Raw genomic sequence first — 25,427 nt, 5'->3', positions numbered from 1 at the left:
TGAGTCGCGAGACACGGGAAGTGTGCCGCAATACTATTTGCAAGGCAATGGACAATCGCGGCAACAGGATACTGGCCTTATCTTGCAAGGGAGGCTAAACATCCTCCATGTCCACAACCTTCAAACTCGATACATCCACCAGCCGCGCCACGCCGCGACCACAGCCGATGCGGCGCCTGTCTGTTCCGAAAATCCAGGGCCGCAAGGTCGACGGGGTGACGGCGGAACCGGTGGTAATGCTGACCGCCTATACTGCGCGGACGGCGCAACTGCTTGATGCGCATTGCGATATGCTGCTGGTCGGCGATTCGCTGGCGCAGGTGATTTACGGGCTCGATTCGACGATTCCGGTCACGCTGGAGATGATGTGCAACCATGGCGCAGCCGTCGTCCGCGGCAGCTATCATAGCGTGGTCGTCGTCGACATGCCGTTTGGTTCTTATGAAGCGTCGCCAGAAAAAGCCTATGAAAGCGCCGCCCATATCCTGAAGGAAACCGGGGCAGCGGCGGTCAAGCTGGAGGGCGGAGAAGTGATGGCCGAAACCGTCGCATTCCTTGTCCAGCGCGGCATTCCGGTGGTTGGCCACGTTGGTCTGACGCCACAGGCGATCAATGTGCTCGGCGGCTATGCCGCGCGCGGGCGCAGCGATGCCGAGGCGAAGAAGATCGTCGGCGATGCAGTAGCGCTGGACCAGGCCGGCGCCTTCGCGATCGTGCTGGAAGGCGTGCTGGAGCCGATCGCGATCGAGGCGACCAAGGCGGTCAAAGCGATTACCATCGGCATCGGCGCGTCGGCGCAATGCGATGGCCAGGTGCTGGTGACCGAGGATATGCTGGGCATGTTCGACCGCACCGCGCGCTTCGTGAAACGCTATCACAATATTGCCGAACAAATTGACCAGGCCGCGCAGCAATATGCCGGCGAGGTCAGGGAGCGCAGCTTCCCGGGGCCGGACCAGCTCTATCAGCCGAAAAAATAGCGATATTTCTCTTATTCCGCCGATCCTCCGTTCAGCCTGTGGAAATGGTCAATAGACTTTTACATTTGCTATTGCGGACGCTAAAGGACAGCCGATTGCATGTTGCCTTCGTCTGACCGGCGAACCGGGCACGCGAAACAGATTTGAGGAAGCCAGCTTGGCCAAAGACAAAGATAAAGCACCGGAAGAGAAGCCGGACCAGCAAGAACAGGTATTTCTGCGCGAAGTGGATGAGGCGGTGCGCGAGGACCAGCTGAAAACCATCGTCACGCGTTACGGGATCTGGATTTTCGCCGCCATCGTCATTGGTCTGGGCTCGCTGGCCGGCTGGATATTCTGGCAGAACAGCCAGAATGAAGATTCCGGTCTCCGCAGCGAGGAATATGTCGCGGCCATCGACAGCATCCGCCAGAATAATCTGGATGGGGCCGCAACTGCGCTCGAGCCGTTGATGGAGGCCGAACAGAGCGGCTACCGCGCCGCCGCGCAAATCCTCCGCGCAAGCATCGCGCTGGAGAAAGATGATCCGAAAACAGCGATCGCCGGCTATGCCAAGGTCGCATCCGACGACAGCCTGCCAAAGCCGTTTCGCGATCTCGCTTTGATTCGCCAGACCACCGCCGAATTCGATACGCTCAAGCCGCAGCAGGTGATCGACCGGCTGAAGCCGCTTGCGGTGCCGGGCAACCCCTGGTTCGGCAGCGCCGGCGAAATGGTCGCAATATCCTATCTCAATATGAACAAGTCCGATCTGGCGGGCCCTCTGTTCGCCCAGCTGGCGAAAGACGAGGGCGTCCCGGCAACCATCCGGTCGCGCGCCTTGCAGATGGCCGGGGTTCAAGGCATTGATGCGGTCGAACTGGACAGCGATGATAAAAAAGTTGCACCGCCGATCGGGGTAGCGACTGAGGGAGAATCCAAGGAATGATTTCCGGCAAGACACTTATCGCCAGCCTGCTGGCTGTTTCCTTATTGTCCGGTTGCGGCATTCTGGGCGGCGGCGACGGCGAAGACAAGAAGAACACGCCGACGCTCGGCAAGCGCACGCCGATATTGAGCGGTGAAAGCGGCGCGGAAGTCGATGCCGGACTGGCCTCGATTGCCGTAATCCTGCCGGCACCTGTCGCCAATAGCGAATGGGCGCAGTCGGGCGGAAACGCGAGCAAGTCGATCGGCCATGTGGCATTGCCCGGCAGTCTCGACCGGGTCTGGACCGCCAGCATCAGCGGTACCAACAAGCGCGAACGGCTGGCGGCGGCACCGGTAATATCGGGCGGACGGCTCTTCGTGACCGATACCGAGGCGATGGTTCATGCCTTTGATGCAACAACCGGCGCGAAAATCTGGTCCTCGCAGATCGAGGTCAAGGGTGATGGTGCCTCTTCGCGCTTCGGCGGTGGAGCGAGCATATTGGGCGAGGTTGTCTATGCGACCAATGGCGTTGGCGATGTTGTCGCGCTCAACGCGGCCGACGGCAGCCAGATATGGAAAGTGCGTCCGGCTGGTCCGCTGCGCGGGTCGCCAACGATTTCCAACGGTAATGTCTATGTGATGACGCAAGACAACCAGATATATGCGCTGAGCATGGTTGACGGCTCGGTGCAGTGGAATGAAGCGGGTACAGTCGGACTGGCCGGCATTTTCGGCGTTGCGGCACCTGCTGCGGGGCAGGGTACGGTTGTCGCCGGCTATTCCTCGGGGGAATTGACTGCCTATCGCTACGAAAATGGCCGCAATCTCTGGAATGATGCGCTCGCACGCACGAGCATCTCGACCTCTGTGGCGACCCTTTCCGATATCGATGCCGATCCGGTGATCGACCGCGGCCGGGTCTTCGCGTTGGGGCAGGGCGGCCGTATGGCGGCCTATGAACTGGTTTCGGGCCAGCGGATCTGGGAATTGAACATTGCCGGGATCACCACCCCGGTGGTGGCCGGTGAATGGGTTTTCGTGCTGACCGATGACGCGAAACTGCTGTGCATCGCGCGGCCGAATGGCAAGGTGCGCTGGATCAGCCAGCTCGCTGCCTTCAAGAACGAGAAGAAGAAGAAAAACCCGATCAACTGGACAGGCCCGGTACTGGCCGGAAATCGTCTGATCGTGGCCAGCACCGAAGGCGATGTTGTTTCGATCTCGCCGGGTGAGGGATCGAGCCAGACGCTGTTCGAACTGGATGACGGCGTTTCGCTGCCGCCGGTTGTTGCGGGTGGCATGCTATATATTCTCGACGACAGCGGCCGGATTTCCGCGTTCCGCTGAGATTCAGAAGCAAAGGACAGGGACCGGCTTTATGCTGCCCAATATTGCAATCATAGGCCGACCGAATGTCGGCAAATCCACCCTGTTCAACCGTCTGGTTGGCAAGAAGCTCGCGCTCGTCGACGACATGCCCGGGGTAACCCGTGACCGTCGTGAAGGCGCGGCCAATCTGCTGGGTCTCGAATTCAATGTCGTCGATACCGCCGGCTATGAGGACGAGGATGCCAAGAGCCTGCCCGGTCGGATGCGCAAGCAGACCGAGATGGCGGTCACCGGAGCCGAGCTTGCGATCTTCGTAATCGATGGCCGCGCCGGCCTGACTCCCCTCGACGAGGAAATCGCGCGCTGGCTCAGAAGCGCGAAAACGCCGGTCGTCCTGCTCGTCAACAAGGCGGAGGGCAAGGCGGCGGAATCCGGGATATTGGAAAGCTATTCGCTCGGTTTCGGTGATCCGATCCCGTTCAGCGCTGAACATGGCGACGGCATGGCTGACCTGTTCCAGGCGATCCAGCCCTATGTCGAGAATTTCAAGGCTGCTGCCCGTGACGAACCCACCGACGAATCGGCCCCGCTGAAGCTGGCGATTGTCGGTCGTCCCAATGCGGGAAAATCGACGTTGATCAACAAGATGCTGGATGAAGACCGGATGATCACCGGTCCGGAAGCCGGGATCACGCGCGACAGTATTACGGTTGACTGGGTCTGGCACGACGACGCGCTGACCGAGGAAGAGAAGCTCGACGGCATAGAGCCCGAGCGACAGGTGCGGCTGATCGATACCGCCGGCATGCGCAAGCGCGCCAAGGTCAACGACAAGCTGGAAAAGCTGGCCGTGGCCGACGCGCGCCACGCGGTGGACTTTGCCGAAGTGGTGGTGCTTTTGCTCGACGCGACCAAGGGGCTCGAGGCGCAGGATCTGCGGATCGCCGACCATGTGATCCAGGAAGGCCGCTGCCTTGTGATCGGGATCAACAAATGGGATGTCGCCGAGGGGCCGAGCAAATTGTTCAACGGCATCCGTGCGGCGCTCAACGACGGGCTGGCGCAGGTGCGCGATGTCCCGCTGATCGCCGTGTCCGCCTTTACCGGCAAGGGTATTGACCAGTTGATGAAGGCTGCCTTCGAGGTTCGCCGGGTCTGGTCGCAGCGGGTGTCCACCGGCAAACTCAACCGCTGGTTCGAAGACGCGATTACCGACAATCCGCCCCCGGCGCCCGGTGGCAAGCGGATCAAGCTGCGCTATATCACCCAGGCCAAGACGCGGCCGCCTTCCTTCGTGATTTTCGGGACGCGTGTCGATGATCTGCCCGAAAGCTACCGCCGCTATCTGATCAACGGCATCCGCCGCGAACTGGGTTTTGGCGGTGTTCCGGTGCGGCTGATCATCCGCGCGCCGAAAAACCCCTATCATGAAAAAGAATGATATCTCCGCAGCTTGCGGAATTGCGGGGCGAAATACGGCCTCCGGTAACTAAGTTTTTACAGGTTTTGCGGTAGGTTCAGGAAGATTAGCGTATTTTCGCTATTTTCCGGGAGCGTTCGGTGGGACCAGTGGAAAGCGACTTGATTGACTGGAAGGTCTGGGCCGAAACGCGTTCGGCCCTGGGGGCGAATTTTGTCCGCATTTTGGGTTATTTCCGCGAAGACGGAATCCAGTCTGTCGACAAGATCGAAGAGGCCATGCGCGCCCATGACCCTGCCGCGATGGTGCTTGCCGCGCACAAGCTGAAAGGCGAGGCGCTGCAACTCGGTGGCCTGCAACTGAGCATCAACGCGGAAACAATCGAGATGACCGCCCGCGCCTGCGTCGAGCATCACGAGACGCCGGACGAGCTTATCGAACTGGTGGTGGCCCTACGACCGATGTTCGAGGACACGCTGGCGATCCTGGAAAAGGGCGCGAGCCCGGTGGTCCAGCAACGCCAGCCGACCGGCTTTGGCCGCCGGTTCGGCTGAAACGCCCTCCCGCAGCCTATTCGACCGATTTCGACTGCAGCTGGATGTAATTCTCGATTCCCATCCGCTCGATCATGTCGAACTGCTGTTCGAGGGAATCGACGTGATCTTCCTCGCTTTCAAGGATTTCCGCAAACAGGTCGCGGCTGACATAGTCGCGCACGCTTTCGCAATGTTCGATAGCGTCCTTGAGCATCGGCAGCGCCTCATATTCCAGCTCCAGATCGGCCTTGAGGATTTCCTCGACCGTTTCGCCGATCTTCAGACGGCCCAGAAGCTGGAAATTGGGCAGGCCGTCGAGGAAGAAAATCCGCTCAGCCAGCTTGTCGGCATGTTTCATCTCGTCGATGGATTCGTGCCGTTCGAATTCGGCCAGTTTCGTCACGCCCCAATTGTCGAGCATGCGATAATGCAGCCAATATTGGTTGATTGCGGTGAGTTCGTTTTTCAGAGCTTCGTTGAGAAACTCGATGACTTTTGTATCGCCCTTCATGGCAGTGTCCTTCCCGACTGACAGTGGATCTGTTGGGAAGGTCTATACAGCATCCTTCGCCGAAGCGAAAGAGCAGCATTTACAGAAAAAGCAATTATTTCAATGATTTGCTAACGAGAATGCTAAGCGGTTGCAAGTTGTGATTTTATAATCGTCTGGGCGAAAGCGAGACATTGTCCGCATTTCGGTTTGCGACCGAGCTGGGCATAGACCTGGGACGGGCGATCCGCACCGCTGCGAACGGCGGCTCTCAGGTCTTTTTCCTTAATCGCATTGCAAACGCAAACAACCATCTCGGTTCCTCTCTGCGACTCGTATATCGCTAATGAGAATAGATCGCAATATCAAAATAACGATAGATGGAATCTTCCCAAACAGGAAATATTGGTTAAACCGGCCCATGGCCAGAGCATGAGGTTTGTGATGCGTAGAATATACAGTTCCATTGTTCCGGTTGCGCTGGCCCTGGCGTCAACGTCGGTCGATGCTGCCAATGTGCCTGAATCGACGCAGCTAATGGTCGAAAGGGAAGACGCGGGAAAATCGACCGCTCCGGAACCGTTTCCGGTTGTCGAATTTTGGCAGATAATGCCATCGAAAATAGCCGAGGACCTGGAAGAGTTTCTGGAATCGGTTGAAAGCGAGCTTCGCGCCGCCTTGGTGCCGACCGGAGAAACAGAAGCAGGTTGGAACACCAGAGGTATAGACCTGATCGGACATATAGAGTCCTTGCCGGGCGGCATTGCCAATAACGGTCTGTTGACCCTTGGAGAGGTGCCGTCGCTGGAGCTTTTCGGAAAAATTCCTGCCGACATTCTTGCCGATTGGGAATATATTCAAGCGGGGCCGAAAGCCGTAAGTCCGGTCGATGCCAAGGGCGGCATCTTTGTTGCTATCAGTCCGGTCCATGTTGTTTTCCTGGAGGCTGATGAAATACAGACCGGCAAAGCCAGTTGCATGAAAAATCCCATAGCAAAAGCATCGGATCATCTGACCGTGTATCGATATTCCGGGATACCGTTTGATCCGGCAAGCGATGCCTCTCTGGAAGCAGAGACGGAAGCGATCGTGATGCACAGCATGATGGGCGGTCTCGACTCGCCGGTAATTTGCTCGATATATCGCCGGGATCAGAAAGGCCATCTGCTGAACTTTGCATATACGCCGGATGGGCGGCCGCTAGGGCTGATGGACGATGCCGGGGACCGGCTGGAGATTGTCTCCGGGTTCAATCTGTACGAGCAGCTAAACGCCAATTATACCAGCGCGTTCACCGATGATGAACAATCGGGTCCGGCAGAAGCGGTCAGCGATCCTTCATGACAGGCGCATCGGCTGCGCCCGTTGCCGCGCCAGGCTGCGCCACAGCCATTCCAGCGGTCCATAGCGGAAGCGTGTCAGCCAGGGTTTTGACCAGATCAGCATGAGCACCCAGGCAGCCAGCACGAACAGATATAATTCCGCGCGCCCGACCGATCCATATAATCCCAGTCCCCAGCCGTAGAAGAGGAAGGTCATCAGCAGGCTGGTCCCGAGATAATTGCTAAAGGCGGCGCGGCCCACCGCGGCGATTCGCACCACCCAGCTTGCGTTCTGGAACGTCCGGATCAGCCAGATCAGCAACGCGGCATAGCCGGTCGTCATCAGCATCTGCGACGGCCAGTTCCAGGCATAGCTGGCATTGACCATCCGCAATATCTCGAAACCGCCGGCGATCAGATAAATGGCGATTGCCGTCACTATGGCGGTTCCGATAACGGTCAGCCGGATACCCCATGAGCGATATGCTTCCGCCGTCCACTGACCGGTGATGAAGCCGTTCCTGTAAAGCGCCATGCCGATCATCATCAGCGGCAGCGTCTCCGCCAGATTATAGGTCAGCAGAACCAGCGGTCCGAACAGGTCGTTCCGGATCTTGTCGAGCAATATCGGGAGAAAACCGGACTGATGAAGCGCGATATCCGCGGTGATGGCGCTGGCCGTGCTTTCAAACCCGGCAATGACGTCGGCGACCTCATCGATCAGGCCGGCACTGGCTCCCGGGAGGCTGGCCTGATATTGCATATAGAGTAGGCTACCGAACATCAGGGTATAGCCCAGAAAACCTATGGTGAAGATCAGCAGCGCGCGACGGATCAGGTCCTCTGCGTTCAGCCCGCGCAGAAAATAGGCGATACAGCCGACGGCGGCGTAGAGAAATAATATGTCGCCGGCCCACAGGAGAAAGAAATGCGCGAGGCCGAACAGCGCCAGCCAGAACATCCGGGAAAAATGCACCTTTGCCGGATTCTCGCCATGTCTCTGCGCCCGTTCGATGACCAGCATCATGCTTGCCCCGAACAATATGGTGAAAAGGCCGCGCATCTTGCCGTCGATAAATATGAAGGACAATGCCCAGACGATGGTGTCAGGCAGGTCGGTGCCACCATGGACCGCCGGGCTCACATAGGCCATTTCCGGCATCGCGAAGCCGACGATATTCATCAGCAAAATGCCCATCACGGCAAAACCGCGCAAGGCGTCGAGCTCGATATAGCGGGGGGTGGTGACAGTGTTGTTCATATCAAGCCCGTTCGTCCTGAGCTTGTCGAAGGACTTTGACCTGCGGGACCCGCTGCTACCGGTTGTGCTTCGACAGGCTCAGCACGAACGGCATATTCCGGACGAAGGTTGCTCATAGCCAGCTGGCGATCTGGTCCAGCGGTTTCTTGATCGTCGCGTGGACCGGAACCGTCGCGTCGGGGGCTGGCTTGCCGACGACGAGCACCATCATCGGCTTTTCGCTGCTCGGCCGGTCGCATATCTGGTTGAGAAACTTCATCGGATTGGGCGTGTGGGTGAGGGTGGCGAGACCGGCATCGTGCAGCGCCGTGATCAGCACGCCGGTGGCAATGCCGACGCTTTCGTTCACATAATAATTCTGCTTCGTCTCGCCCGGGTTCATGCCGCCTTTGCGCTGACCAAAAATGACGATGAGATAAGGTGCGATCTCGAGGAACGGCTTGTCGGCGTCGGTGCCGAGCGGCGCCAGCGCCTCCAGCCATTCTTCGCTGCCCTTGCTCTGGTAAAAGGCGCGCTCCTCCTCCTCGGCGGCGGCGCGCAGGGCTTTCTTTTTTTCCGGAGATTCGATCACCGCAAAGTGCCAGGGCTGGTGATTGGCGCCATTGGGCGCGGTGCCGGCGGCGAGTATCGCATTTTCGATCACTTCCCGGGGCACGGCCTCGTCGCTGAAATAGCGGCAGGTTCGCCGTGTCCGGATCGCTTCGTAAAAGGCGCGGGACCGGGCAATGCGTTCCGCGTCGGAATAGTCGGGAAGCTCGGTATAGGGCAGGGTGTCATGCGGTTTCATTCTACCATCTCCTGCGGTCAAAACGCGTCATAGGCTTTTGCGGCACAGGGATAGCGCAGCGACTGCGTTCGGGAAAGCCACTAAGCTCTATTGACATAGATGTTAGTAAGCGACATATAGATCGTATGAAAATTGACCATAAATTCTCGGCCCCCGGTGATTCGCAAATGCCATTTGTCCACCCGGAACGCCCCGCAGCCCGCTTTCGTCCCCTGAAAGCGCTCCATCATTTTCGCGAGCTGATCAAGGACAAGGAAGATACCGAACAGGTCTTCCATATTTTTGAATCGCTGCCGCGGCCCGGTTTCCGCAAGGATGCCAGAAAATTTGTCGAAAGCGACAAGGGCAGGGCGCTGCTGCAAAGCGAACCGGAGCTGGCGCCTCTGCTTGACGACCATGAGCGTCTGCGCAAGATGCCGGCGGGCAGTCTGGCCCACGCCTATTGCGACTTCATGGAAAAGGAAGGCCTGAGCGCCGCCGGCCTGATTGCCGAATATGACCAGTTCAGCCCGCGCAAATATGGCGATATGATCGAATGGTACGGCTTCCGCCAGCGCGACACTCATGACTTGCTCCACGTGCTTACCGGCTATGGCCGCGATGCGCTGGGCGAAGCCTGCGTATTGGCCTTCACTTATGGCCAGAACCCGTCATTGGGCAATGTCTTCATCGCTTATGCCGCGGGTCTCAACATGAAGAAGCAGGTCAAGAGCAACGCGCCGATCTTCAAGGCGATCCGCGAGGGCCAGAAAATGGGCAAGGCCTGTCCCAAGATCAACGAAGAATCGATCACCGATCTTCTCGCCCAGCCGCTGGACGCGTTGCGCGAGCGGTTGCATATCAAGACGCCGCATTTCTATCACGAGGCCCATGCGAAGTTTCGTGCCGGAAATGTCGATCCATACGATATGCTGGCGCAGACGGCTTAAATAGATTTCCTCCTTATACCGCAGGTATGGGGAGGTGGGCCGCGAAGCGGCTCGGAGGGGCAATATGCGTCAATACCCCTCCACCATCCTCCGGATGGTCCCCCTCCCCAAAGCTTCGCTTCAGGGAGGATTTATCAGCGCAATTCCTTGCGGATGACCAGTTTCAGGCCGGACCATATCGCATCAACGGCACAGACCTTGATATCGACAAACCCCATCGGCAGGGCGACTTCGCGGATCGTGTCTTCGCTGATGTCGGTCTCGACCTTGGACGCCTTTTTCGGCCAGCTCACCCACACCTGACCGGCGGGATCGATCATATCGCGCAGCGTGGTCAGATGCTTTTCCATTGCGGTCCGATCTGTCACAAAAATATGCGCGGCGTGCAGCCCGGGAGCAGGGATTTCATCCTCGGACAAAGTGAGGCCAGCCGCCTCGATCTCGGCCCGGACACTCTCCGGCATGTCAAGAAACCAGACGCGCATGCCGTCCTTGAGGGAGAGCTTTTTGGCCAGCGCCGTATCCGAATATCCTGAAGCCATGTTCGGCATCCTTTCGCGTTAGATGATTATCCACATCAACGGTTGGATGCCAGCGTGGTTCCCTATGCTGGGGGTGGGCCTGTTTCCGTTGGTTAGGGGAAAGCACGGCTGAAACCCCTCCACCACGCTTCGCGTGGTCCCCCTCCCCATGCCTGCGGCACAGGGAGGAAAGGCACAGCTTGACAGTTTTGGCCTGACCGTCCCTCATCACAGAATTTTATGTTACATCTTTCCTCCCTGTTGCGCAGCAATGGGGAGGTGGCGCGCCGAAGGCGCGACGGAGGGGCAATTGGCACAAACGACAAGACAAACCATCCTGAAGGCCAAGGAACTGCGCAAAACCATGAGCAAGCCGGAGATCATGCTATGGCAACAACTCCGTAAGAAGCCTCTCGGCATCAAGTTCCGCCGTCAACATCCGATTGGATCCTATATACTGGATTTCTACTGTCCATCAGCAAAGCTGGGTATCGAAGTCGACGGAATGGCGCATGACATGGGCAATCGCCCAGAGCGTGACGAGCAGCGCGACTGGAATCTATCCCAAGACGGTATCGAAATTATCAGAATATCTGCGCAGGACGTTCTCGATGATCCGGCAGATGTCGCCGACCGGATATTGCGATATATTCAGAGTTTGCGTTAGGCCCCTTCGTCAGCCTTTCAGGCTGACACCTCCCCATTGCTACGCAACGGGGAGGAAAATGGTGCGGGAATATCTTCCTCCCTGTGCCGCAGGCATGGGGAGGGGGACCGCTGCGAAGCAGTGGTGGAGGGGCTAGTCTTCCATCCAGTCGCGGAAGAAACTCTCGTGGGCCTCCCGCAAATCGCTCACCGCAACAGGCTTCCCGTTCAGCACCAGCTTATCGCTCTTCACCTGGCCGATCTTCTCGAACGGCACCTTTTCGCGATCCAGATCATCTTCGTTGCGATAAGTGATGACATAGCGGCCCTGCGCTTCGCTGAAGGCAAAGGCGCTGGTCATCGGGTCAATTTCGGCGCCGAGATTGCCGGCCAATGCCATTTCAGCGAGCGTCACGGCCAAGCCGCCGTCGCTGATATCGTGGACGGCGGTGACCTTGCCGTCGGCGATCAGTTCGCGGACGATCCGGCCGGCCCATTCTTCATCCTTGAGATCGACCTTGGGTGGCGGGCCATCGGTGCGGCCGTGGATTTCGCGCAGCCAGGTCGACTGGCCGAGTTCTTCATGGTGAAACCCGATGGTGGCGATGAAATCGCCTTCCTGCTTGAAACCGATGGTCATCATTGTGTCGAGATCGTCGATCAGCCCGACTGCGCCAATCGCCGGGGTCGGCAGGATCGCGTGGCTGACGCCGTCGGCGCCGGTGGTTTCGTTGTAGAGGCTGACATTGCCCGATACGATCGGCATGTCGAGCGCCTTGCAGGCTTCGCCCATGCCTTCGATCGTGCCGACAAATTGCGCCATGATATGGGGCTTTTCCGGATTGCCGAAATTCATGCAGTCGGTGGTCGCCAGCGGTTTTGCGCCGACCGCGCAGAGGTTGCGATAGGCTTCGGCAATTGCCTGTTTGCCGCCTTCATAGGGATCGGCCTTGCAGTATCTTGGCGTGCAATCGGTGGTGATCGCCAAGCCCTTGTTAGTGCCATGGACGCGGACAACCGCGGCATCGCCACCGGAGCGTTGCGCCGTGTCTGCGCCGACCTGTGAGTCATATTGTTCCCAGATCCAGCGGCGCGAGGCGAGCGCGGGGCTGGCCATCATCTTGAGCAGGTCTGCGCCGATATCGCTGCTTTCGGCTATGTCGCCGAGCGGCTGGACATTGATATGCGCGGCATATTCTTCGCGGGTCAGGTGCGGGCGGTCATAAAGCGGCGCGTCGTCGGCGAGCGGGCCGAGCGGGATATCGCAGACGGTTTCGCCCTTGTGGGTCAGCACCATCCGGCGGCTGTCGGTGACTTCGCCGATGACCGCGAAATCCAGCTCCCATTTGGTGAAAATCGCTTCGGCCATTTCTTCGCGGCCGGGTTTCAGCACCATCAACATGCGTTCTTGCGACTCGCTGAGCATCATTTCGTAAGCGGTCATGCCGGTTTCGCGGCAGGGCACCTTGTCCATATCGAGAATGATGCCGACTTCGCCATTGGTCGCCATTTCGACGGATGAAGAGGTCAGACCAGCTGCGCCCATATCCTGGATCGCGACAATCGCGTCGCTGGCCATCAGTTCGAGACAGGCTTCGATCAGCAGTTTTTCGGTGAACGGATCGCCGACCTGCACGGTGGGGCGCTTTTCATCGCTGTCATCATCAAATTCGGCGCTCGCCATGGTCGCGCCGTGGATGCCGTCGCGGCCGGTCTTGGAGCCGACGTAGACGATCGGATTGCCGACGCCGCTGGCGGCCGAATAGAAAATCTTGTCCGCGTCCGCCACGCCAACGGTCATTGCGTTGACGATGATATTGCCATCATAGGCCGGGTCGAAATTGGTCTCGCCGCCGACCGTCGGGACGCCGACGCAATTGCCGTAGCCGCCGATACCGGCAACCACGCCTTTGACCAGATGCTTCATCTTCGGATGGTCGGGTCGGCCGAAGCGGAGCGCGTTGAGGTTTGCGACCGGTCGCGCGCCCATGGTGAATACGTCGCGGAGGATGCCGCCGACGCCGGTCGCCGCGCCCTGATAGGGCTCGATATAGGACGGATGGTTGTGGCTCTCCATCTTGAAGATCGCCGCCTGACCGTCGCCGATATCAATCACACCGGCATTTTCGCCAGGGCCGCAAATGACCTGCGGGCCGGTGGTCGGCAGCTTCTTCAGGTGCAGGCGCGATGATTTGTAGGAACAATGTTCCGACCACATGACCGAGAAGATGCCCAGTTCGGTGATATTCGGCTCGCGGCCGAGCGCGTTCAATATGCGCTGATATTCCTCCGCGTTCAGGCCATGCTCGCGCACGGTTTCGGTGGAGATCTGGGGCTCGGCAATCAGCGTGTCTGTGGTCATGAAGACCCTTTAACGGCGCGGGACAATTTCGCCTAGAGGGAATTGATGTTTCGTGGCGCTGCTTTAAGGATAGGTTCAAAGGAGCAACCTAATGTCCAAAACCATCGAGCTAATTTTCGATTTTGTCAGTCCCAATGCCTATCTGATCTGGCAACCGCTCAAGGCGCTGGCGGAGAAACATGGCGCAGCAATCGAAATCACTCCGGCCTTTCTCGGCGGAATGCACAAGCTGACCGGTAATGCGCCGCCGTTCATCCGCGACGCGGAGGTGAAGGGCAAGAATGAATATGCGATGCTCGAGTTGGGTCGTTTTGTGAAAAAACACGGCCTTTCCAAGTTCAAGATGAACCCGCATTTTCCGTTCAACACGATCACGCTACTGCGGATGCTGGTTGCGCTTCCGGCCGAGACGCGGGTGGAGCTTATCGAATTGCTATTGCCGCCTATCTGGGAAGACGGGCTGGACGTCACCGATGCTGAAACGCTCGGCAAGATTTTGCAGGATGGCGGTTTTGATGCGGCGGACCTTCTCGCGCAAACACAGGATCCGGCAATCAAACAGGCCCTGATCGACAATACGGAAAATGCGGTCGAGCGCGGAGCCTTTGGCATCCCGACCATCTATATCGACGGCGAGATGTATTTCGGCAAGGAACGGCTTGGCCAGATTGACGAGCAGCTATCCGCTTGAAATCGCCCTGCAATGATATCTGTACCATTGATCGTTCGAGCAGGCTTTGTGTTGGCTGTGGGCGCAGCCTGTCGGAAATTGGCGAATGGGGTTCTGCCTCGCCCAGCCGGCAGCGGGAGATATTGTCCTTGCTGCCGGACAGGATGAGACAACTGGCCGCGAAGGCGAAACGCTAAGGAAAGCGCGTTAGGCCTTTACGAATTTCAGCACCAGATAGGCGGTCAGCGCCGCCGTCACGCCGGTAGCAAAGGCACCCCATGCTATATCGTACAGGCTGATCTTGGTCGACCAGACCTTGAGTACGGCCTGGCTGGTCAGATCGTAAGTCGCATAAGCGATCCCGCCGAACAACGCGCCGTTGAGCAAGGCCGTGGACCACTGGCCGCTGGCAAGCGCCGGCTTGATCCCGAACCAGACGATTCCGAACAGGTAGATCGCATAGAAAATCATCGCCGGAGCCTTGCGGAATTCATCCGCCATGATCTCGCCGATCACCGGCCGGTACAGGCTCTGTGCCATATTGCTGAGCCAGAGAAAGTCGAGAATGCCGAAGACGATGGCGGCGATGAAATAGGCGGCGATATATTGGGTCATATTTTATCTGCTTTCCTGTCTTTGCGCTTGCCCGCTCAAACCTGCTTCAACATGCGCGTCTTGCCGACCAGAAATGCGACGGCGGATGCGATGGTAAAGGCGATCAGGGCGGTTATCATCATGCCCGGAGTTGCGGCTTCCGGTTCCGGAGCAAACCAGTTAACGGCCTGAAATAGAGCCAGCAATATGGCCAAAAGCACTAAGACAAATTTAGAGCTGGGCGCAATTGGGCGGGTGCGAATTACGAAAAAGGTGAGCGCGCCAAAGGTGATCAGCAGTTCCAGCGGCATCTCGATCATCGGATAGTTCCACAGCGCAAGGCCCATTTTCGGCGGTGATCCGGCGAGCGTCAGGTCAGGCGCATGGACCAGCAGGTCGAGAAACCAGTGCGATAGCACCACCGCGCCGCCGATCAGCGCGCCGGTCCGGTTGCGGGTAACCAGCCAGATCAGCAGCGCAAAGGCCGCGGCCCAGATCGTGCTCCCGAGCAGGCTGTGGGTATAGGGCATGTCATAGAGGTCGAGCGGCACCATTTTGGTAATTCCCGGGGTGATCCGGAAATTTTCGATACCGGCCAGCGCTAGGCCGAAAAAGCCGAAATCCACCAATTGCCCTGCGACAAACAGGGTGCCGAGACCCGGTGCCTTGGGGTGGGTTGCGGCGACCATCGCGGGCGCAAAATGACCGATGAACATGTTTCTTCTCCCAGCTTTTCTTTCGGGAGCTACACCGGAAGTGGACGATAGTGAAGTCCAGCCCTTGACCGCGGCTCAAAGCCTCGTCATTGAATTGCGCCATGAGCGAAACCAATGAAGATTTTTCTGCCCTGAATTTCGAGGATGCGCTGAAGCGGCTCGAGGATATTGTCCGCAAGCTCGAAAGCGGCGATGTGCCGCTCGACCAGTCGATTGCGCTGTATAGCGAAGGCGAGAAATTGCGTGGCCTGTGTCAGCAACGGCTGGAAGCCGCGCAGGCCAAGATCGAGAAAATCACCCTCGACCGCGATGGCAAACCGCAAGCTACTGCACCTTTTGACGCGGACTGAGCCCGTGGCGGCCAATAATAATTCGGATCTTTTGCGGGAAATGGGACGGGTTGCCACCGCTGTGGACCGGCAGTTCGACACGCTTCTGCAAGTTCCGGACGATGCCCGTCGCGAACTATACGAAGCGATGCGCCATGCCGCGATAGGCGGCGGCAAACGGATGCGGCCGCTGCTGGTCATGGCCACCGCGCGATTGTTCAACGTCGATGAATCCTGCGCCATCCGGGCGGCGACCGCGGTCGAGGCCCTGCATGTCTATTCGCTGATCCACGACGATCTGCCCTGCATGGACGATGATGATCTGCGTCGGGGCAAGCCGACCACCCATATCGCCTTTGGCGAAGCGACCGCGGTTCTCGCCGGTGACGCCTTGCACGCGCTTTCCTTCGGATTGCTGGCCGACGAACGCACCCACCATGATCCGTTCGTGCGCGCCGAAATGACCGCCTGTCTGGCCAAAGCCGCCGGGCCTGCCGGTATGGCGGGCGGCCAGATGATGGATCTGGTGGCAGAAAACACGACCTTCGATCTGCCGACCGTAACCCGACTGCAACAGCTGAAAACCGGCGCGCTGATCGGCGCCTGTGTCGAGATAGGGGCTATTCTTGGTCGCGTGGCAAACGAGGGCCGGACCAGCTTGCGTGGCTATGCCCATGATCTGGGCCTCGCATTCCAGATCGCCGACGACATATTGGATGTAGAGGGTGACGAGGAAAAGGCCGGCAAGGCGCTGCACAAGGATGCCGAGGCGGGCAAGGAGACTTTTCTCAGCCTGATGGGACTGGAACGGGCCAAAGAACAGGCCCAGATGCTGGTGGATCAGGCGAAATCGCATTTGAATGGTTATGGCGAGGAAGCGGACCTGCTTCGCGCCATTGCGGAATATACAATCACCAGAGACCGCTAGGCGGGAAGGACGGGACATGAGAATCGGCGTTTATCCGGGGACTTTTGATCCCATTACATTGGGCCATATGGATATCATCAAGCGCGGCATGCGGCTGGTCGACAAGCTGGTGATCGGCGTGACCACCAATCCCTCGAAATCACCGATGTTCTCCGACGAGGAGCGACTCGAGATGGTGCGGCGGGAGACGGCCGAACTGGGCGATGGCGTCGAGGTCGTCGGCTTCAACATGCTGCTCATGAAATTTGCCGAGAAACAGGGCGCCAATGTCATTGTCCGCGGTCTGCGGGCAGTTGCCGACTTTGAATATGAATATCAGATGGCGGGCATGAACCAGCAATTGAACGATGATATTGAAACAGTGTTTTTGATGGCTGATGTGTCGCTGCAACCAATCGCCTCGCGACTGGTCAAGGAAATCGCCATGTTCGGCGGCGAAATTCACAAGTTCGTGACGCCGCTTGTGGCCGATGAAATCACCGCGCGGGTAGAAAAGATCGGTCTGAAGGGCGATCAATAGGCTTCACAGCAATTCATTGCAGTGAAAGGTAGAATCGTCCAAAGGCTGTTAGCTTTCCCATTCCGCAATACCAAATCGAGTATGCCATGCTGCGCAAATTTCTATTGACCATCTCCGCCCTATTTCTGGCTTCCCTTCCTGTCCACGCACAGGAAGCGTCTGAACAGACACCGGCGCCGGCGTCTGTTCCTGCCGAAGAAAATATCCTTTATCTTGATCTGTCGACCGGCGGCCGGGTGACGATACAGCTCTATCCGGCCATGGCTCCCAATCATGTCGAACGAATCAAGACGCTGACGCGCCAAAGCTTTTATGACGGCATTATTTTTCACCGTGTCATCGAAGGCTTCATGGCGCAGACCGGTGATCCGACCGGCACCGGTACCGGCGGATCGGAATTGCCCGACCTGAAAGCCGAATTTGGCCAGTTTCCACACGTGCGTGGCGTCGTCTCTATGGCGCGCGCGCAAAGCGAAGACAGCGCCAACAGCCAGTTTTTCATTGTCTTCTACCCGCGTTTCTCGCTCGACAAAAATTACACGGTCTTTGGCCGCGTGACTGGCGGGATGGAATATGTGGATGCGATTGAACGTGGAGAACCGCCGGTCAATCCGAGCCGGATCCTGCAGGCATCGATCGCTGCCGACAACAAACCTCCGGTCCTGCCGAGCGCGCTGGACAATGTTTCCGAGACGCCGTTCTCGGTCGAAGACCTGAACGCGCCGATCAATCCCTAGAATATTTCGTGCGCGTTGACCTGTTCGATTTTGCGCTGCCGCAGGAGCTGATCGCGCTGCGTCCGGCGGTCCCGCGGGACAGCGCAAAAATGCTGCGGGTCGATGGCGACCGGATGTCCGACCATAGCGTTAGCGACCTGCCGCAATTGCTCGGCCCGCAGGATATTCTGGTCTTCAATGATACCAAGGTGATTCCGGCGCAACTCCAAGGCACGCGCGGGGAAGCAAAAATCGGCGCCACGCTGCACAAAAGGGTCGATCTTCGCCGCTGGCAGGCTTTCATCCGCAATGCCAAACGTCTTCGCGTCGGAGAGATCGTCGATTTTGGCATGGATGTGACAGCCGAAGCAGAAGCCAAGCTGGACGACGGCAGTTTCATTCTGCATTTTCTGGGTGATGAGCCGGTCGAGCTGATGCTCGAGCGTGCGGGTACCATGCCCCTGCCGCCCTATATCGCCAGCAAGCGGGCGATCGACGCGCGCGATGCGGAAGATTATCAAACCATGTTTGCCCGCGAAAAGGGCGCGGTTGCGGCGCCGACAGCGGCGCTGCATTTCACCGACGGACTGCTGGACGCTCTGGCGGCCGCCGGCATAGGCAGCGAAACGCTGACCCTGCATGTTGGCGCGGGCACTTTCCTGCCGGTCAAGGTCGATGAAACCGACGACCACCAGATGCACAGCGAGTGGGGCCGGATCGATGCGGCAACGGCAGACCGGCTGAATGCCGCGCGCAAAGCGGGAGGCCGGGTGATCGCGGTCGGCACCACCAGCCTGCGCCTGCTCGAAAGCGCGACGGATGAGGACGGGATCATCCGTACGTTCGAAGGCGACACCGATATTTTTATCACGCCCGGCTACAGGTTCCGCGCGATCGATGGCCTGATGACCAATTTTCATCTGCCCAAATCGACTCTGTTCATGCTGGTCAGCGCATTGATGGGGCTGGAGACAATGCAGGCGGTCTACGCCCATGCAGTGGCGGAAGGATATCGTTTCTACAGCTATGGGGATTCCAGCCTGTTGCTGCCAAAGCGATAGCCGTGCTGGCCTTGTTACTAGTGGAATAGCGAAGCGAATCAGGGCATGATCGCACCTGATATGGAAGTTTCTAAACGGAGAGATGACAATGGATAGCTACGAGCAGAATTACATCAACGGTCAATGGGTCGATTCTATTGGCGGTACGCCGCACCAGGTCATCAATCCGGCAACCGAAGAGCCGGGCACGAAAATCGTGCTGGGCACCAAGGCCGATGTCGATGCCGCGGTTGCCGCAGCGAAAGCCGCGTTCAAGACTTTCAGCAAGACCTCCCGCGAGGAAAGGCTCGCCCTGCTCGAGCGGATTATCGCGGAATATAAGAAGCGCATGCCGGATATTGCTGCCTCTCTGGCGGTGGAAATGGGCGCGCCGGTCAGCTTGGGCAATGCCGCACAAGCACCAGCCGGTCTCGGCGGGTTCCTTGGCACGCTGGAAGCGCTGAAGAATTTCGAATTTTCCGAAAAAGTCGGGGCCAACAGCATCGTCTATGAACCGATTGGTGTGGTCGGCATGATCACGCCGTGGAACTGGCCTTTGAACCAGATTACCTTGAAAGTCGCTCCGGCCCTGGCGGGCGGCAATACGATGGTGTTGAAACCGTCCGAAGAATGTCCCGGCAGCGCCGCGATCCTGGCCGAAGTGATGGATGCTGCTGGTGTTCCGCCGGGCGTATTCAATCTGGTGCAGGGTGACGGCCCGACCGTAGGCGCCGCGATTTCCTCGCATCCCGATGTCGATATGGTCAGCTTCACCGGCTCGACCCGCGCCGGTATCTTGGTCGCAAAAGCGGCCGCCGATACGGTCAAGCGCGTGCATCAGGAACTGGGCGGCAAGTCACCCAATCTGGTCCTGCCCGGCGCCAAGCTGGAGGAAGTTCTGCCGCCGACCATCGCCGGAGTGATGGTCAACACGGGCCAGAGCTGCATCGCGCCAACCCGCGTATTGGTGCACAAGGACCAGAACAGCGAGGCGATCGCGGTGGTCAAGAATATCGTCGAGAGCCAGGAAGTCGGCGACCCGACCGTCGAAGGCGGGCATATGGGACCGGTTGTGAACAAGGCGCAATTTGGCAAGATCCAGGATCTGATCCAGTCGGCGATTGACGAAGGTGCCACACTGGAAACCGGCGGCACCGATCTGCCGGCCAATGTGAACCGCGGCTATTATATCAAGCCAACCCTGTTCAGTGGCGTGACGCCGAATATGCGGATCGCCAAGGAAGAGGTGTTCGGTCCGGTTGTCACTCTCATGAGCTATGATAATCTCGACGAGGCGATCGAGATCGCGAATGACACGGAATATGGTCTGTCTGCGGTCATTTCCGGTGATCCGGCTGCTGCCGCCGAAGTGGCTCCGCAACTGAAGGCCGGGATGGTCATCGTCAACAATTGGGGGCCGGCTCCCGGTCTGCCTTTCGGCGGCTATAAACAGTCCGGCAACGGCCGCGAAGGCGGCGTGTACGGTCTGCGCGATTTCATGGAAATGAAATCGATCAGCGGCCTGCCGAGCTAAACGCGCGCTACGGAAACAAAAAGGGCGGCTCAACCGAGCCGCCCTTTTTTTCTTTACTGACCGAAAGGCTCAGCCTTCGGCAGGAGCCGGTGCAACCGGTGGGTCATTGTCGGCAACTTCGGTGAGCGAGCCACCCATGGCTTCGCATTCGCCTACATCGGTGTTTTTCCAGGCATTGCCCTGATAATCGACGACAGAAGTGCCGGCACAGGTTGTGCCTTCACCGGCTTTGCAATCATTCTGGCCGGCCAGCGCGATGCCGTAGCATTTCTCCTGGTCCGCCGCGGCGACTTCGGTCACTTCGCCGCTTGTTGCTTCCGCGCCTTCGCTGGCCGTTTCACCATTGCCGCCGGAGCAGGCGGAAAGAGCGGCTGCCGCGATCAGTGCGGTTGCCGCGGAACCCAATGTTGTTGCTTTTGTCATAAATTACTCCCGATTTAGGTCTTTGAGAATCTGCGCCCATCCTGCACAGATGTCGAAATATTCGAACAGGACAGACCATTGGTTACACCAACAACAGTAAAACACAAAATCGAGGCCGTAAAATCTGGTTTCACGTTGCGAAGCGGGCATGTCCATGGCTGAGCGCTTTTCCTTTTCCATTGCGGCGACCGACGGCAAGGCGCGGACCGGCACAATCAGCATGTTGCGCGGTGAGATTCGCACGCCGGCCTTCATGCCGGTGGGCACGGCGGCCACGGTCAAGGCGCTGAAGCCGGAGACCGTGCGCGCGACGGGTGCAGACATCATTCTCGGCAATACCTATCACCTGATGCTGCGCCCGGGCGCGGAGCGGGTGGCGCGGCTTGGCGGTCTGCACAAGTTCATGAACTGGAATCGCCCGATCCTGACCGACAGCGGCGGCTATCAGGTGATGAGCCTGTCTGAGCTGACGAAATTGAGCGAGAACGGGGTGGAATTCCAGAGCCATCTCGACGGTTCGCGGCATATGCTGACCCCTGAACGGTCGATGGAAATCCAGCGGTTGTTGGGCAGCGACATCGTTATGGCGTTCGACGAATGCACCAAAAATGGTGCGACCCGCGAAGAGGCATTGGCCTCGATGGAACGGTCGATGCGCTGGGCCAAGCGGTCGCGCGACGGTTTTGACAGCGGTGAGGAGCATGCGGCAAGAGCGGCCTTGTTCGGGATCCAGCAGGGTTCGCTGGACAAGGAAATGCGGGCGGCCTCTGCCGAAGCGCTGATCGAGATCGGTTTTGACGGCTATGCGATTGGCGGACTGGCCGTGGGCGAAGGGCAGGAAGCGATGTTCGACGTGCTCGACTATGCGCCGGGACAATTGCCCGCTGACAAGCCGCGCTACCTGATGGGTGTGGGCAAGCCGGATGATCTGGTCGGTGCGGTAGAACGTGGCGTCGACATGTTCGATTGCGTGCTGCCAAGCCGGTCCGGCCGCAACGGGCAGGCGTTCACCGCGCAGGGACCGATCAATATCCGCAACGCAAAATTTGCCGAGGACCTTGCTCCGCTGGACGAAAATTGCGCCTGTCCGGTTTGCCAGAACCATAGCCGCGCCTATCTGCACCATCTGATCCGGGCCAAGGAGATATTGGGCGCGATGCTGATGACCGAGCATAATATCGCATATTATCAATCGCTGATGGCGGGCATGCGGGACGCGATTGCCGCCGGAACATTTGCCGATTTTGCCAAAAATTTCCGCAGCGCCTATCTGAAACCATGATCATCGGACTGCCGGAAAAGACGAGTCTGCAGGATGCGCTGGACCGCGCGCGTGATCATGCGCCCTATCTCGGGATGGCGATGCAGGTGCTGCCCGAGCTTACCGATCTGCTTGCAGAGGATAATCTCGACGGGGCGCTGGACTATGTGCGCGACGCGGGAGCGGGCGCCGCCAATGTTCGGCAAAAGCTGCGATGGGAAAAACGGGCGCTGGCGCTGACGCTGGCGATTGGCGATCTTGCCGGCCAATTGTCGCTCACCGACGTGATCACCCGCCTGTCCGATTTTGCCGACCGGGCGCTCGACGAGGCTTTGGCCGATATATATGCGACCCGCTATCCCGATGCGCCGCTGGAAGGCTTTTCGATCATCGGCCTCGGCAAGCACGGCAGCCGCGAACTCAACTATTCTTCGGATATCGATCCGATCTTCATCTACGATCCCGACAAGATCCCGGTGCGCGGCCGGGAAGAACCCAGCGACGCCGCGCGGCGGATCGGCCAGCAGCTGGTCGAAGCGCTCAACAGCCGCGATGCCGACGGCTATGTGTTCCGCGTCGACATGCGCTTGCGCCCTTCGCCGGAAGTAAGCCCGGTGGCGCTACCGGTGGAAGCGGCGATCAGCTATTATGAATCGAGCGCGCTCGCTTGGGAACAGGCGGCCTATATCCGCTCGCGCGCCGCTGCGGGGGATCCGGAGCTGGGGCGCTATTTTCTAGAGACGATCAATCCGTTCATCTGGCGGCGCTCGCTGGATTATGGCGCCATCAAGAATATCGGGTCGGTCACCGCGCAAATCCGCGATCATTATGCTGCCGGCCAGAAATTCGGCCCGGGTTTCGATCTGAAGCGCGGGCGCGGCGGCATTCGCGAGACGGAATTCTACGCCCAGATGCACCAGTTGATTTTTGGCGGCCGACAACCGGACCTGCGCGCACCGGCAACGCGCGATGCGCTGTCTGCGCTGGTCAAGGCCGAACGGATCGATGGCGACAAGGCGCGGGTGCTGAGCGAATCCTACGAACTTTACCGGGTCATCGAACATCGCCTCCAGATGGTCAACGACCAGCAGACCCACAGCCTGCCAGACGCGGCCGCGGACCTTGACCGCGTGGCACGACTGCACGGGCTTCAGAGCGGACAGCAGCTGCTCGACCTGCTTGCCCCCCATGTGGAGGCGGTTGGCACCATCTACGATGATCTGATCGAGCCGGAAGACGACCGGCGACTGCCGCTGGATGAGGAGAAGCTGGCCGCGGTGATAGCGGAGAAGAATCTGATCGAGGGGGACAGCTTCCTGCAGGCGATCCGGCGCTGGCGGAGCGGCAAGGTTACCGCCTTGCGATCCTCGGCCGCGCAGGAATCCTTCGAGGCGATATTGCCCGATCTGGTCGATGCGATCGCCACGGCGCCCAATTCGACCAAGGCGCTGGCGCGGCTCGACAGTTTGATCGAGAAATTGCCGACCGCGATCAATTTCTTCCGGATATTGGAAGCCCGCCCGGCTCTGCTCGACCTGCTTGGCAAGATTCTCAGCCACGCGCCGGTGCTGGCCGACGCGCTCGCGCAGCGGGCGGAATTGTTCGACGGCCTGATCGATGCCACGGCGCTGGACCTGCCACCATCGGTGGAGGAACTGGTCGAACAATTTGCCCGCATGGAGCCGGGCGATGATTACCAGATGCTGCTCGACAGGGTGCGGGCCCGGGTCGGCGACAAACGCTTTGCGCTCGGCGTGCAGCTGATCGAGGGCCATCATGATGCGCTTGCCATTTCGGCGGGCTATGCCCGGGTGGCGGAAGCGGCAATCCAGGTGCTGACCGACGCGACCATAACGGAATTCGAGGAAATACACGGCAAGGTCCCGGGCGGCACGCTGCTCATCCTCGCGCTGGGGCGGCTGGGCGGAGAGGCGCTGACGCATGCGTCGGACCTCGACCTGATCTTCCTGTTCAGTGGCGACCATAGTGCCGAATCGGACGGCGCAAGATCATTGGGCGCTACGCAATATTATAACCGCCTCGCCGCACGGCTGGTGACGGCTTTCTCCGTTCCGACGGCTGCTGGCCCGCTCTATGAAGTGGACACGAGATTGCGGCCCTCGGGCACGCAGGGGCCGCTGGCCGTCACGCTGGAGAGTTTCTACAAATATCAGCGGGAAAATGCCTGGACCTGGGAGCATATGGCGCTGACCCGGGCGCGGCCCGTCTATGGCGATCCGGCCGCGCGGGCCGAGCTTCAAAAAGAAATATGCGACATCCTGGGCAAGGAACGCGAACCCGAAGCTTTGCGCAAGGCGGTCCGGAAAATGCGGCTGGATATTGTCGAGCATAAGCCGCCCAAGGGGCCGCTGGACACCAAGATGATGGAAGGCGGGCTGGTCGACTGGGAGTTTATCGTCCATTTTCTGCAGCTGAAAACGGGTGAGGCGCTCTACCCGCAATTGGGCAAGGCGGTCCGCGCGCTGGTGGACGCGGGGCATCTCGACAAGGAAATGATCACCGCACATGAGCTGATGACCCGCCTGCTGGTGGCCCTGCGGCTGATGTCGCCGGATTGCGACTTTCCGCCGGAAACCAGCCGGGCGTTGATCGCCAAGGCTGCGGGACAGGAAAGCTGGGACGCGCTGCTCGACGGCTATGATCGGGCGCGCCAATGCGTTATCGACGAGTGGAACAGGCACTTGCGGCCGGATCCCGATGAAATATTAGGAGATATTATATGATCGATGTGGGCGATAAAATTCCGGATATGGAACTGGTGGCGCCGGATGGCAGTCCGGTGAGGATTTCCGACTATGCCGGGAAAAAGCTGGTGCTGTTTTTCTATCCGAAAGCCAGCACGCCGGGTTGCACGACAGAATCAAAGGATTTTTCGGCGCTCCTGCCCGAATTTGAAACAGCCGGCGCTGCGGTGCTCGGCATGTCGGCGGACTCGCCGAAAAGACAGCAGAATTTCATCAACAAACAGGAGTTGACCGTCGATATCGCTTCCGACGAAAGCACCGAGTTTCTCGAGAAAATCGGCGTCTGGGCGGAAAAGAAAATGTACGGCAAGACCTTCATGGGGATCATCCGCTCGACATTTCTGATCGGGCCGGACGGCATCGTGCTGAAGGCCTGGCCGAAAGTGAAGGTCAAGGGCCACGCGGAAGAGGTGCTGGCTGCGGTACAGGCGGCATAG

28 protein-coding genes are annotated in these 25,427 nt (G+C 58.9%); 19 read left to right on the top strand and 9 right to left on the bottom strand.

The window, feature by feature from the left end; genetic code table 11:
- The first annotated feature begins 107 nt into the window (after window positions 1-107).
- From panB to CHN51_RS03210, 5 genes are all read left to right on the top strand, one after another.
- Entirely contained in the window at window positions 108-980 is an 873-nt protein-coding gene (panB, locus tag CHN51_RS03230; protein WP_100092725.1) for a 3-methyl-2-oxobutanoate hydroxymethyltransferase, read from the top strand.
- Window positions 981-1,137: 157 nt separating this feature from the next.
- A complete protein-coding gene (locus tag CHN51_RS03225; RefSeq protein WP_100092724.1) occupies window positions 1,138-1,908 on the top strand; it encodes a tetratricopeptide repeat protein in 771 nt (256 codons plus the stop codon).
- Complete coding sequence (locus tag CHN51_RS03220) at window positions 1,905-3,239, top strand: PQQ-binding-like beta-propeller repeat protein (RefSeq protein ID WP_100092723.1); 1,335 nt, start codon at window positions 1,905-1,907, stop codon at window positions 3,237-3,239. Before CHN51_RS03225 ends, CHN51_RS03220 begins: the two co-directional genes overlap by 4 nt.
- A gap of 31 nt (window positions 3,240-3,270) precedes the next feature.
- Window positions 3,271-4,662, top strand: coding sequence for a ribosome biogenesis GTPase Der (gene der / locus CHN51_RS03215; RefSeq protein WP_100092722.1), 1,392 nt, complete (start codon window positions 3,271-3,273; stop codon window positions 4,660-4,662).
- A gap of 119 nt (window positions 4,663-4,781) precedes the next feature.
- Window positions 4,782-5,195 carry an Hpt domain-containing protein gene (locus tag CHN51_RS03210; protein WP_100092721.1) on the top strand — a complete coding sequence of 138 codons (414 nt, stop codon included), beginning with the start codon at window positions 4,782-4,784 and terminating at the stop codon, window positions 5,193-5,195.
- A 16-nt stretch (window positions 5,196-5,211) separates the two neighbouring features.
- On the opposite strand, the gene bfr is transcribed toward CHN51_RS03210, so the two are convergent.
- Together bfr and CHN51_RS03200 are read right to left on the bottom strand one after the other, a co-directional pair.
- Window positions 5,212-5,688: a bacterioferritin gene (gene bfr, locus CHN51_RS03205; protein WP_067197774.1), complete on the bottom strand. Its 477-nt coding sequence runs from the start codon at window positions 5,686-5,688 to the stop codon at window positions 5,212-5,214.
- A 122-nt stretch (window positions 5,689-5,810) separates the two neighbouring features.
- Window positions 5,811-5,981 (bottom strand): (2Fe-2S)-binding protein, encoded by a 171-nt coding sequence (locus CHN51_RS03200; RefSeq protein ID WP_082788199.1) that lies wholly within the window; start codon window positions 5,979-5,981, stop codon window positions 5,811-5,813.
- 130 nt (window positions 5,982-6,111) lie between these two features.
- Here CHN51_RS03200 and CHN51_RS03195 point away from each other — a divergent pair, with 130 nt between their 5' ends.
- Window positions 6,112-7,011, top strand: coding sequence for a hypothetical protein (locus tag CHN51_RS03195; protein WP_123906223.1), 900 nt, complete (start codon window positions 6,112-6,114; stop codon window positions 7,009-7,011).
- Here the strand turns inward: CHN51_RS03195 and CHN51_RS03190 are convergent.
- Both CHN51_RS03190 and CHN51_RS03185 read right to left on the bottom strand, forming a co-directional pair.
- Window positions 7,006-8,250, bottom strand: coding sequence for a DUF418 domain-containing protein (locus CHN51_RS03190; protein ID WP_100092719.1), 1,245 nt, complete (start codon window positions 8,248-8,250; stop codon window positions 7,006-7,008). The two genes, CHN51_RS03195 and CHN51_RS03190, sit on opposite strands and share 6 nt — an antisense overlap.
- 112 nt (window positions 8,251-8,362) lie before the next feature.
- On the bottom strand, window positions 8,363-9,037 hold the full coding sequence (locus CHN51_RS03185) for a nitroreductase family protein (RefSeq protein WP_100092718.1): 675 nt from the start codon (window positions 9,035-9,037) through the stop codon (window positions 8,363-8,365).
- Window positions 9,038-9,162: 125 nt separating this feature from the next.
- Here CHN51_RS03185 and CHN51_RS03180 point away from each other — a divergent pair, with 125 nt between their 5' ends.
- Window positions 9,163-9,966, top strand: a complete 804-nt coding sequence (locus CHN51_RS03180) for a Coq4 family protein (protein WP_240616849.1) — start codon at window positions 9,163-9,165, stop codon at window positions 9,964-9,966.
- A 134-nt stretch (window positions 9,967-10,100) separates the two neighbouring features.
- On the opposite strand, the gene CHN51_RS03175 is transcribed toward CHN51_RS03180, so the two are convergent.
- Complete coding sequence (locus tag CHN51_RS03175) at window positions 10,101-10,508, bottom strand: DUF3052 family protein (protein ID WP_100095403.1); 408 nt, start codon at window positions 10,506-10,508, stop codon at window positions 10,101-10,103.
- A 289-nt stretch (window positions 10,509-10,797) separates the two neighbouring features.
- On the opposite strand from CHN51_RS03175, the gene CHN51_RS03170 reads away from it, so the two are divergent.
- Window positions 10,798-11,154 (top strand): endonuclease domain-containing protein, encoded by a 357-nt coding sequence (locus tag CHN51_RS03170; protein ID WP_240616848.1) that lies wholly within the window; start codon window positions 10,798-10,800, stop codon window positions 11,152-11,154.
- A gap of 132 nt (window positions 11,155-11,286) precedes the next feature.
- On the opposite strand, the gene purL is transcribed toward CHN51_RS03170, so the two are convergent.
- Window positions 11,287-13,494 carry a phosphoribosylformylglycinamidine synthase subunit PurL gene (purL, locus tag CHN51_RS03165; protein WP_100092716.1) on the bottom strand — a complete coding sequence of 736 codons (2,208 nt, stop codon included), beginning with the start codon at window positions 13,492-13,494 and terminating at the stop codon, window positions 11,287-11,289.
- Window positions 13,495-13,585: 91 nt separating this feature from the next.
- On the opposite strand from purL, the gene CHN51_RS03160 reads away from it, so the two are divergent.
- Both CHN51_RS03160 and CHN51_RS03155 read left to right on the top strand, forming a co-directional pair.
- Complete coding sequence (locus CHN51_RS03160; RefSeq protein WP_100092715.1) at window positions 13,586-14,185, top strand: 2-hydroxychromene-2-carboxylate isomerase; 600 nt, start codon at window positions 13,586-13,588, stop codon at window positions 14,183-14,185.
- Window positions 14,182-14,361: a DUF1289 domain-containing protein gene (locus CHN51_RS03155; RefSeq protein ID WP_100092714.1), complete on the top strand. Its 180-nt coding sequence runs from the start codon at window positions 14,182-14,184 to the stop codon at window positions 14,359-14,361. The genes CHN51_RS03160 and CHN51_RS03155 overlap by 4 nt, the downstream gene beginning before the upstream one ends.
- Before the next feature lie 10 nt (window positions 14,362-14,371).
- Here the strand turns inward: CHN51_RS03155 and CHN51_RS03150 are convergent, their stop codons facing one another.
- Both CHN51_RS03150 and CHN51_RS03145 read right to left on the bottom strand, forming a co-directional pair.
- Window positions 14,372-14,779, bottom strand: coding sequence for a DUF2177 family protein (locus tag CHN51_RS03150; protein ID WP_100092713.1), 408 nt, complete (start codon window positions 14,777-14,779; stop codon window positions 14,372-14,374).
- 35 nt (window positions 14,780-14,814) lie between these two features.
- Window positions 14,815-15,474, bottom strand: coding sequence for a hypothetical protein (locus CHN51_RS03145; protein ID WP_100092712.1), 660 nt, complete (start codon window positions 15,472-15,474; stop codon window positions 14,815-14,817).
- 101 nt (window positions 15,475-15,575) lie between these two features.
- Between CHN51_RS03145 and CHN51_RS03140 the strand changes: the two genes are divergently transcribed.
- The 6 genes from CHN51_RS03140 to CHN51_RS03115 all read left to right on the top strand — a co-directional run bounded on the left by CHN51_RS03140 (window position 15,576) and on the right by CHN51_RS03115 (window position 20,541).
- Window positions 15,576-15,824: an exodeoxyribonuclease VII small subunit gene (locus tag CHN51_RS03140; RefSeq protein WP_100092711.1), complete on the top strand. Its 249-nt coding sequence runs from the start codon at window positions 15,576-15,578 to the stop codon at window positions 15,822-15,824.
- A gap of 40 nt (window positions 15,825-15,864) precedes the next feature.
- Window positions 15,865-16,731 (top strand): polyprenyl synthetase family protein, encoded by an 867-nt coding sequence (locus CHN51_RS03135; RefSeq protein WP_240616936.1) that lies wholly within the window; start codon window positions 15,865-15,867, stop codon window positions 16,729-16,731.
- 16 nt (window positions 16,732-16,747) lie between these two features.
- On the top strand, window positions 16,748-17,251 hold the full coding sequence (coaD, locus tag CHN51_RS03130; RefSeq protein WP_100092710.1) for a pantetheine-phosphate adenylyltransferase: 504 nt from the start codon (window positions 16,748-16,750) through the stop codon (window positions 17,249-17,251).
- Between the two features lie 86 nt (window positions 17,252-17,337).
- On the top strand, window positions 17,338-17,988 hold the full coding sequence (locus CHN51_RS03125) for a peptidylprolyl isomerase (RefSeq protein ID WP_100092709.1): 651 nt from the start codon (window positions 17,338-17,340) through the stop codon (window positions 17,986-17,988).
- Window positions 17,989-17,996: 8 nt separating this feature from the next.
- Entirely contained in the window at window positions 17,997-19,028 is a 1,032-nt protein-coding gene (gene queA / locus CHN51_RS03120) for a tRNA preQ1(34) S-adenosylmethionine ribosyltransferase-isomerase QueA (protein ID WP_100092708.1), read from the top strand.
- Window positions 19,029-19,116: 88 nt separating this feature from the next.
- Window positions 19,117-20,541 (top strand): aldehyde dehydrogenase family protein, encoded by a 1,425-nt coding sequence (locus tag CHN51_RS03115; RefSeq protein ID WP_100092707.1) that lies wholly within the window; start codon window positions 19,117-19,119, stop codon window positions 20,539-20,541.
- Between the two features lie 69 nt (window positions 20,542-20,610).
- On the opposite strand, the gene CHN51_RS03110 is transcribed toward CHN51_RS03115, so the two are convergent.
- The gene (locus CHN51_RS03110; RefSeq protein WP_100092706.1) at window positions 20,611-20,964 is read right to left on the bottom strand and encodes a DUF2282 domain-containing protein; all 354 of its coding nucleotides are present in this window, start codon (window positions 20,962-20,964) and stop codon (window positions 20,611-20,613) included.
- Between the two features lie 154 nt (window positions 20,965-21,118).
- Between CHN51_RS03110 and tgt the strand changes: the two genes are divergently transcribed.
- Genes tgt through CHN51_RS03095 form a run of 3 tightly spaced genes read left to right on the top strand, consistent with a single transcriptional unit; the run spans window position 21,119 to window position 25,427 of the window.
- Window positions 21,119-22,246, top strand: coding sequence for a tRNA guanosine(34) transglycosylase Tgt (gene tgt, locus CHN51_RS03105; RefSeq protein ID WP_100092705.1), 1,128 nt, complete (start codon window positions 21,119-21,121; stop codon window positions 22,244-22,246).
- Window positions 22,243-24,969, top strand: coding sequence for a bifunctional [glutamine synthetase] adenylyltransferase/[glutamine synthetase]-adenylyl-L-tyrosine phosphorylase (locus CHN51_RS03100; RefSeq protein WP_100092704.1), 2,727 nt, complete (start codon window positions 22,243-22,245; stop codon window positions 24,967-24,969). Before tgt ends, CHN51_RS03100 begins: the two co-directional genes overlap by 4 nt.
- Window positions 24,966-25,427, top strand: a complete 462-nt coding sequence (locus CHN51_RS03095) for a peroxiredoxin (RefSeq protein ID WP_100092703.1) — start codon at window positions 24,966-24,968, stop codon at window positions 25,425-25,427. Before CHN51_RS03100 ends, CHN51_RS03095 begins: the two co-directional genes overlap by 4 nt.

Origin of the sequence: Sphingorhabdus sp. YGSMI21 (assembly GCF_002776575.1) — a bacterium.
Classification (GTDB): Bacteria; Pseudomonadota; Alphaproteobacteria; order Sphingomonadales; family Sphingomonadaceae; genus Parasphingorhabdus.
The sequence above is the reverse complement of the archived record's forward strand: the minus strand, read 5'-3'. Positions and strand labels throughout refer to the sequence as shown.

Excerpts from the sequence above, each read along its gene's own strand:
- panB (WP_100092725.1), top strand. The coding sequence starts at position 108 with ATGTCCACAACCTTCAAACTCGATACATCCACCAGCCGCGCCACGCCG.
- CHN51_RS03220 (WP_100092723.1), top strand. The coding sequence starts at position 1,905 with ATGATTTCCGGCAAGACACTTATCGCCAGCCTGCTGGCTGTTTCCTTA.
- der (WP_100092722.1), top strand. The coding sequence starts at position 3,271 with ATGCTGCCCAATATTGCAATCATAGGCCGACCGAATGTCGGCAAATCC.
- bfr (WP_067197774.1), bottom strand. The coding sequence starts at position 5,688 with ATGAAGGGCGATACAAAAGTCATCGAGTTTCTCAACGAAGCTCTGAAA.
- CHN51_RS03200 (WP_082788199.1), bottom strand. The coding sequence starts at position 5,981 with ATGGTTGTTTGCGTTTGCAATGCGATTAAGGAAAAAGACCTGAGAGCC.
- CHN51_RS03195 (WP_123906223.1), top strand. The coding sequence starts at position 6,112 with ATGCGTAGAATATACAGTTCCATTGTTCCGGTTGCGCTGGCCCTGGCG.
- CHN51_RS03190 (WP_100092719.1), bottom strand. The coding sequence starts at position 8,250 with ATGAACAACACTGTCACCACCCCCCGCTATATCGAGCTCGACGCCTTG.
- CHN51_RS03185 (WP_100092718.1), bottom strand. The coding sequence starts at position 9,037 with ATGAAACCGCATGACACCCTGCCCTATACCGAGCTTCCCGACTATTCC.
- CHN51_RS03180 (WP_240616849.1), top strand. The coding sequence starts at position 9,163 with ATGAAAATTGACCATAAATTCTCGGCCCCCGGTGATTCGCAAATGCCA.
- CHN51_RS03175 (WP_100095403.1), bottom strand. The coding sequence starts at position 10,508 with ATGGCTTCAGGATATTCGGATACGGCGCTGGCCAAAAAGCTCTCCCTC.
- purL (WP_100092716.1), bottom strand. The coding sequence starts at position 13,494 with ATGACCACAGACACGCTGATTGCCGAGCCCCAGATCTCCACCGAAACC.
- CHN51_RS03160 (WP_100092715.1), top strand. The coding sequence starts at position 13,586 with ATGTCCAAAACCATCGAGCTAATTTTCGATTTTGTCAGTCCCAATGCC.
- CHN51_RS03150 (WP_100092713.1), bottom strand. The coding sequence starts at position 14,779 with ATGACCCAATATATCGCCGCCTATTTCATCGCCGCCATCGTCTTCGGC.
- CHN51_RS03145 (WP_100092712.1), bottom strand. The coding sequence starts at position 15,474 with ATGTTCATCGGTCATTTTGCGCCCGCGATGGTCGCCGCAACCCACCCC.
- CHN51_RS03140 (WP_100092711.1), top strand. The coding sequence starts at position 15,576 with ATGAGCGAAACCAATGAAGATTTTTCTGCCCTGAATTTCGAGGATGCG.
- CHN51_RS03135 (WP_240616936.1), top strand. The coding sequence starts at position 15,865 with ATGGGACGGGTTGCCACCGCTGTGGACCGGCAGTTCGACACGCTTCTG.
- coaD (WP_100092710.1), top strand. The coding sequence starts at position 16,748 with ATGAGAATCGGCGTTTATCCGGGGACTTTTGATCCCATTACATTGGGC.
- CHN51_RS03125 (WP_100092709.1), top strand. The coding sequence starts at position 17,338 with ATGCTGCGCAAATTTCTATTGACCATCTCCGCCCTATTTCTGGCTTCC.
- CHN51_RS03115 (WP_100092707.1), top strand. The coding sequence starts at position 19,117 with ATGGATAGCTACGAGCAGAATTACATCAACGGTCAATGGGTCGATTCT.
- CHN51_RS03110 (WP_100092706.1), bottom strand. The coding sequence starts at position 20,964 with ATGACAAAAGCAACAACATTGGGTTCCGCGGCAACCGCACTGATCGCG.
- tgt (WP_100092705.1), top strand. The coding sequence starts at position 21,119 with ATGGCTGAGCGCTTTTCCTTTTCCATTGCGGCGACCGACGGCAAGGCG.
- CHN51_RS03100 (WP_100092704.1), top strand. The coding sequence starts at position 22,243 with ATGATCATCGGACTGCCGGAAAAGACGAGTCTGCAGGATGCGCTGGAC.
- CHN51_RS03095 (WP_100092703.1), top strand. The coding sequence starts at position 24,966 with ATGATCGATGTGGGCGATAAAATTCCGGATATGGAACTGGTGGCGCCG.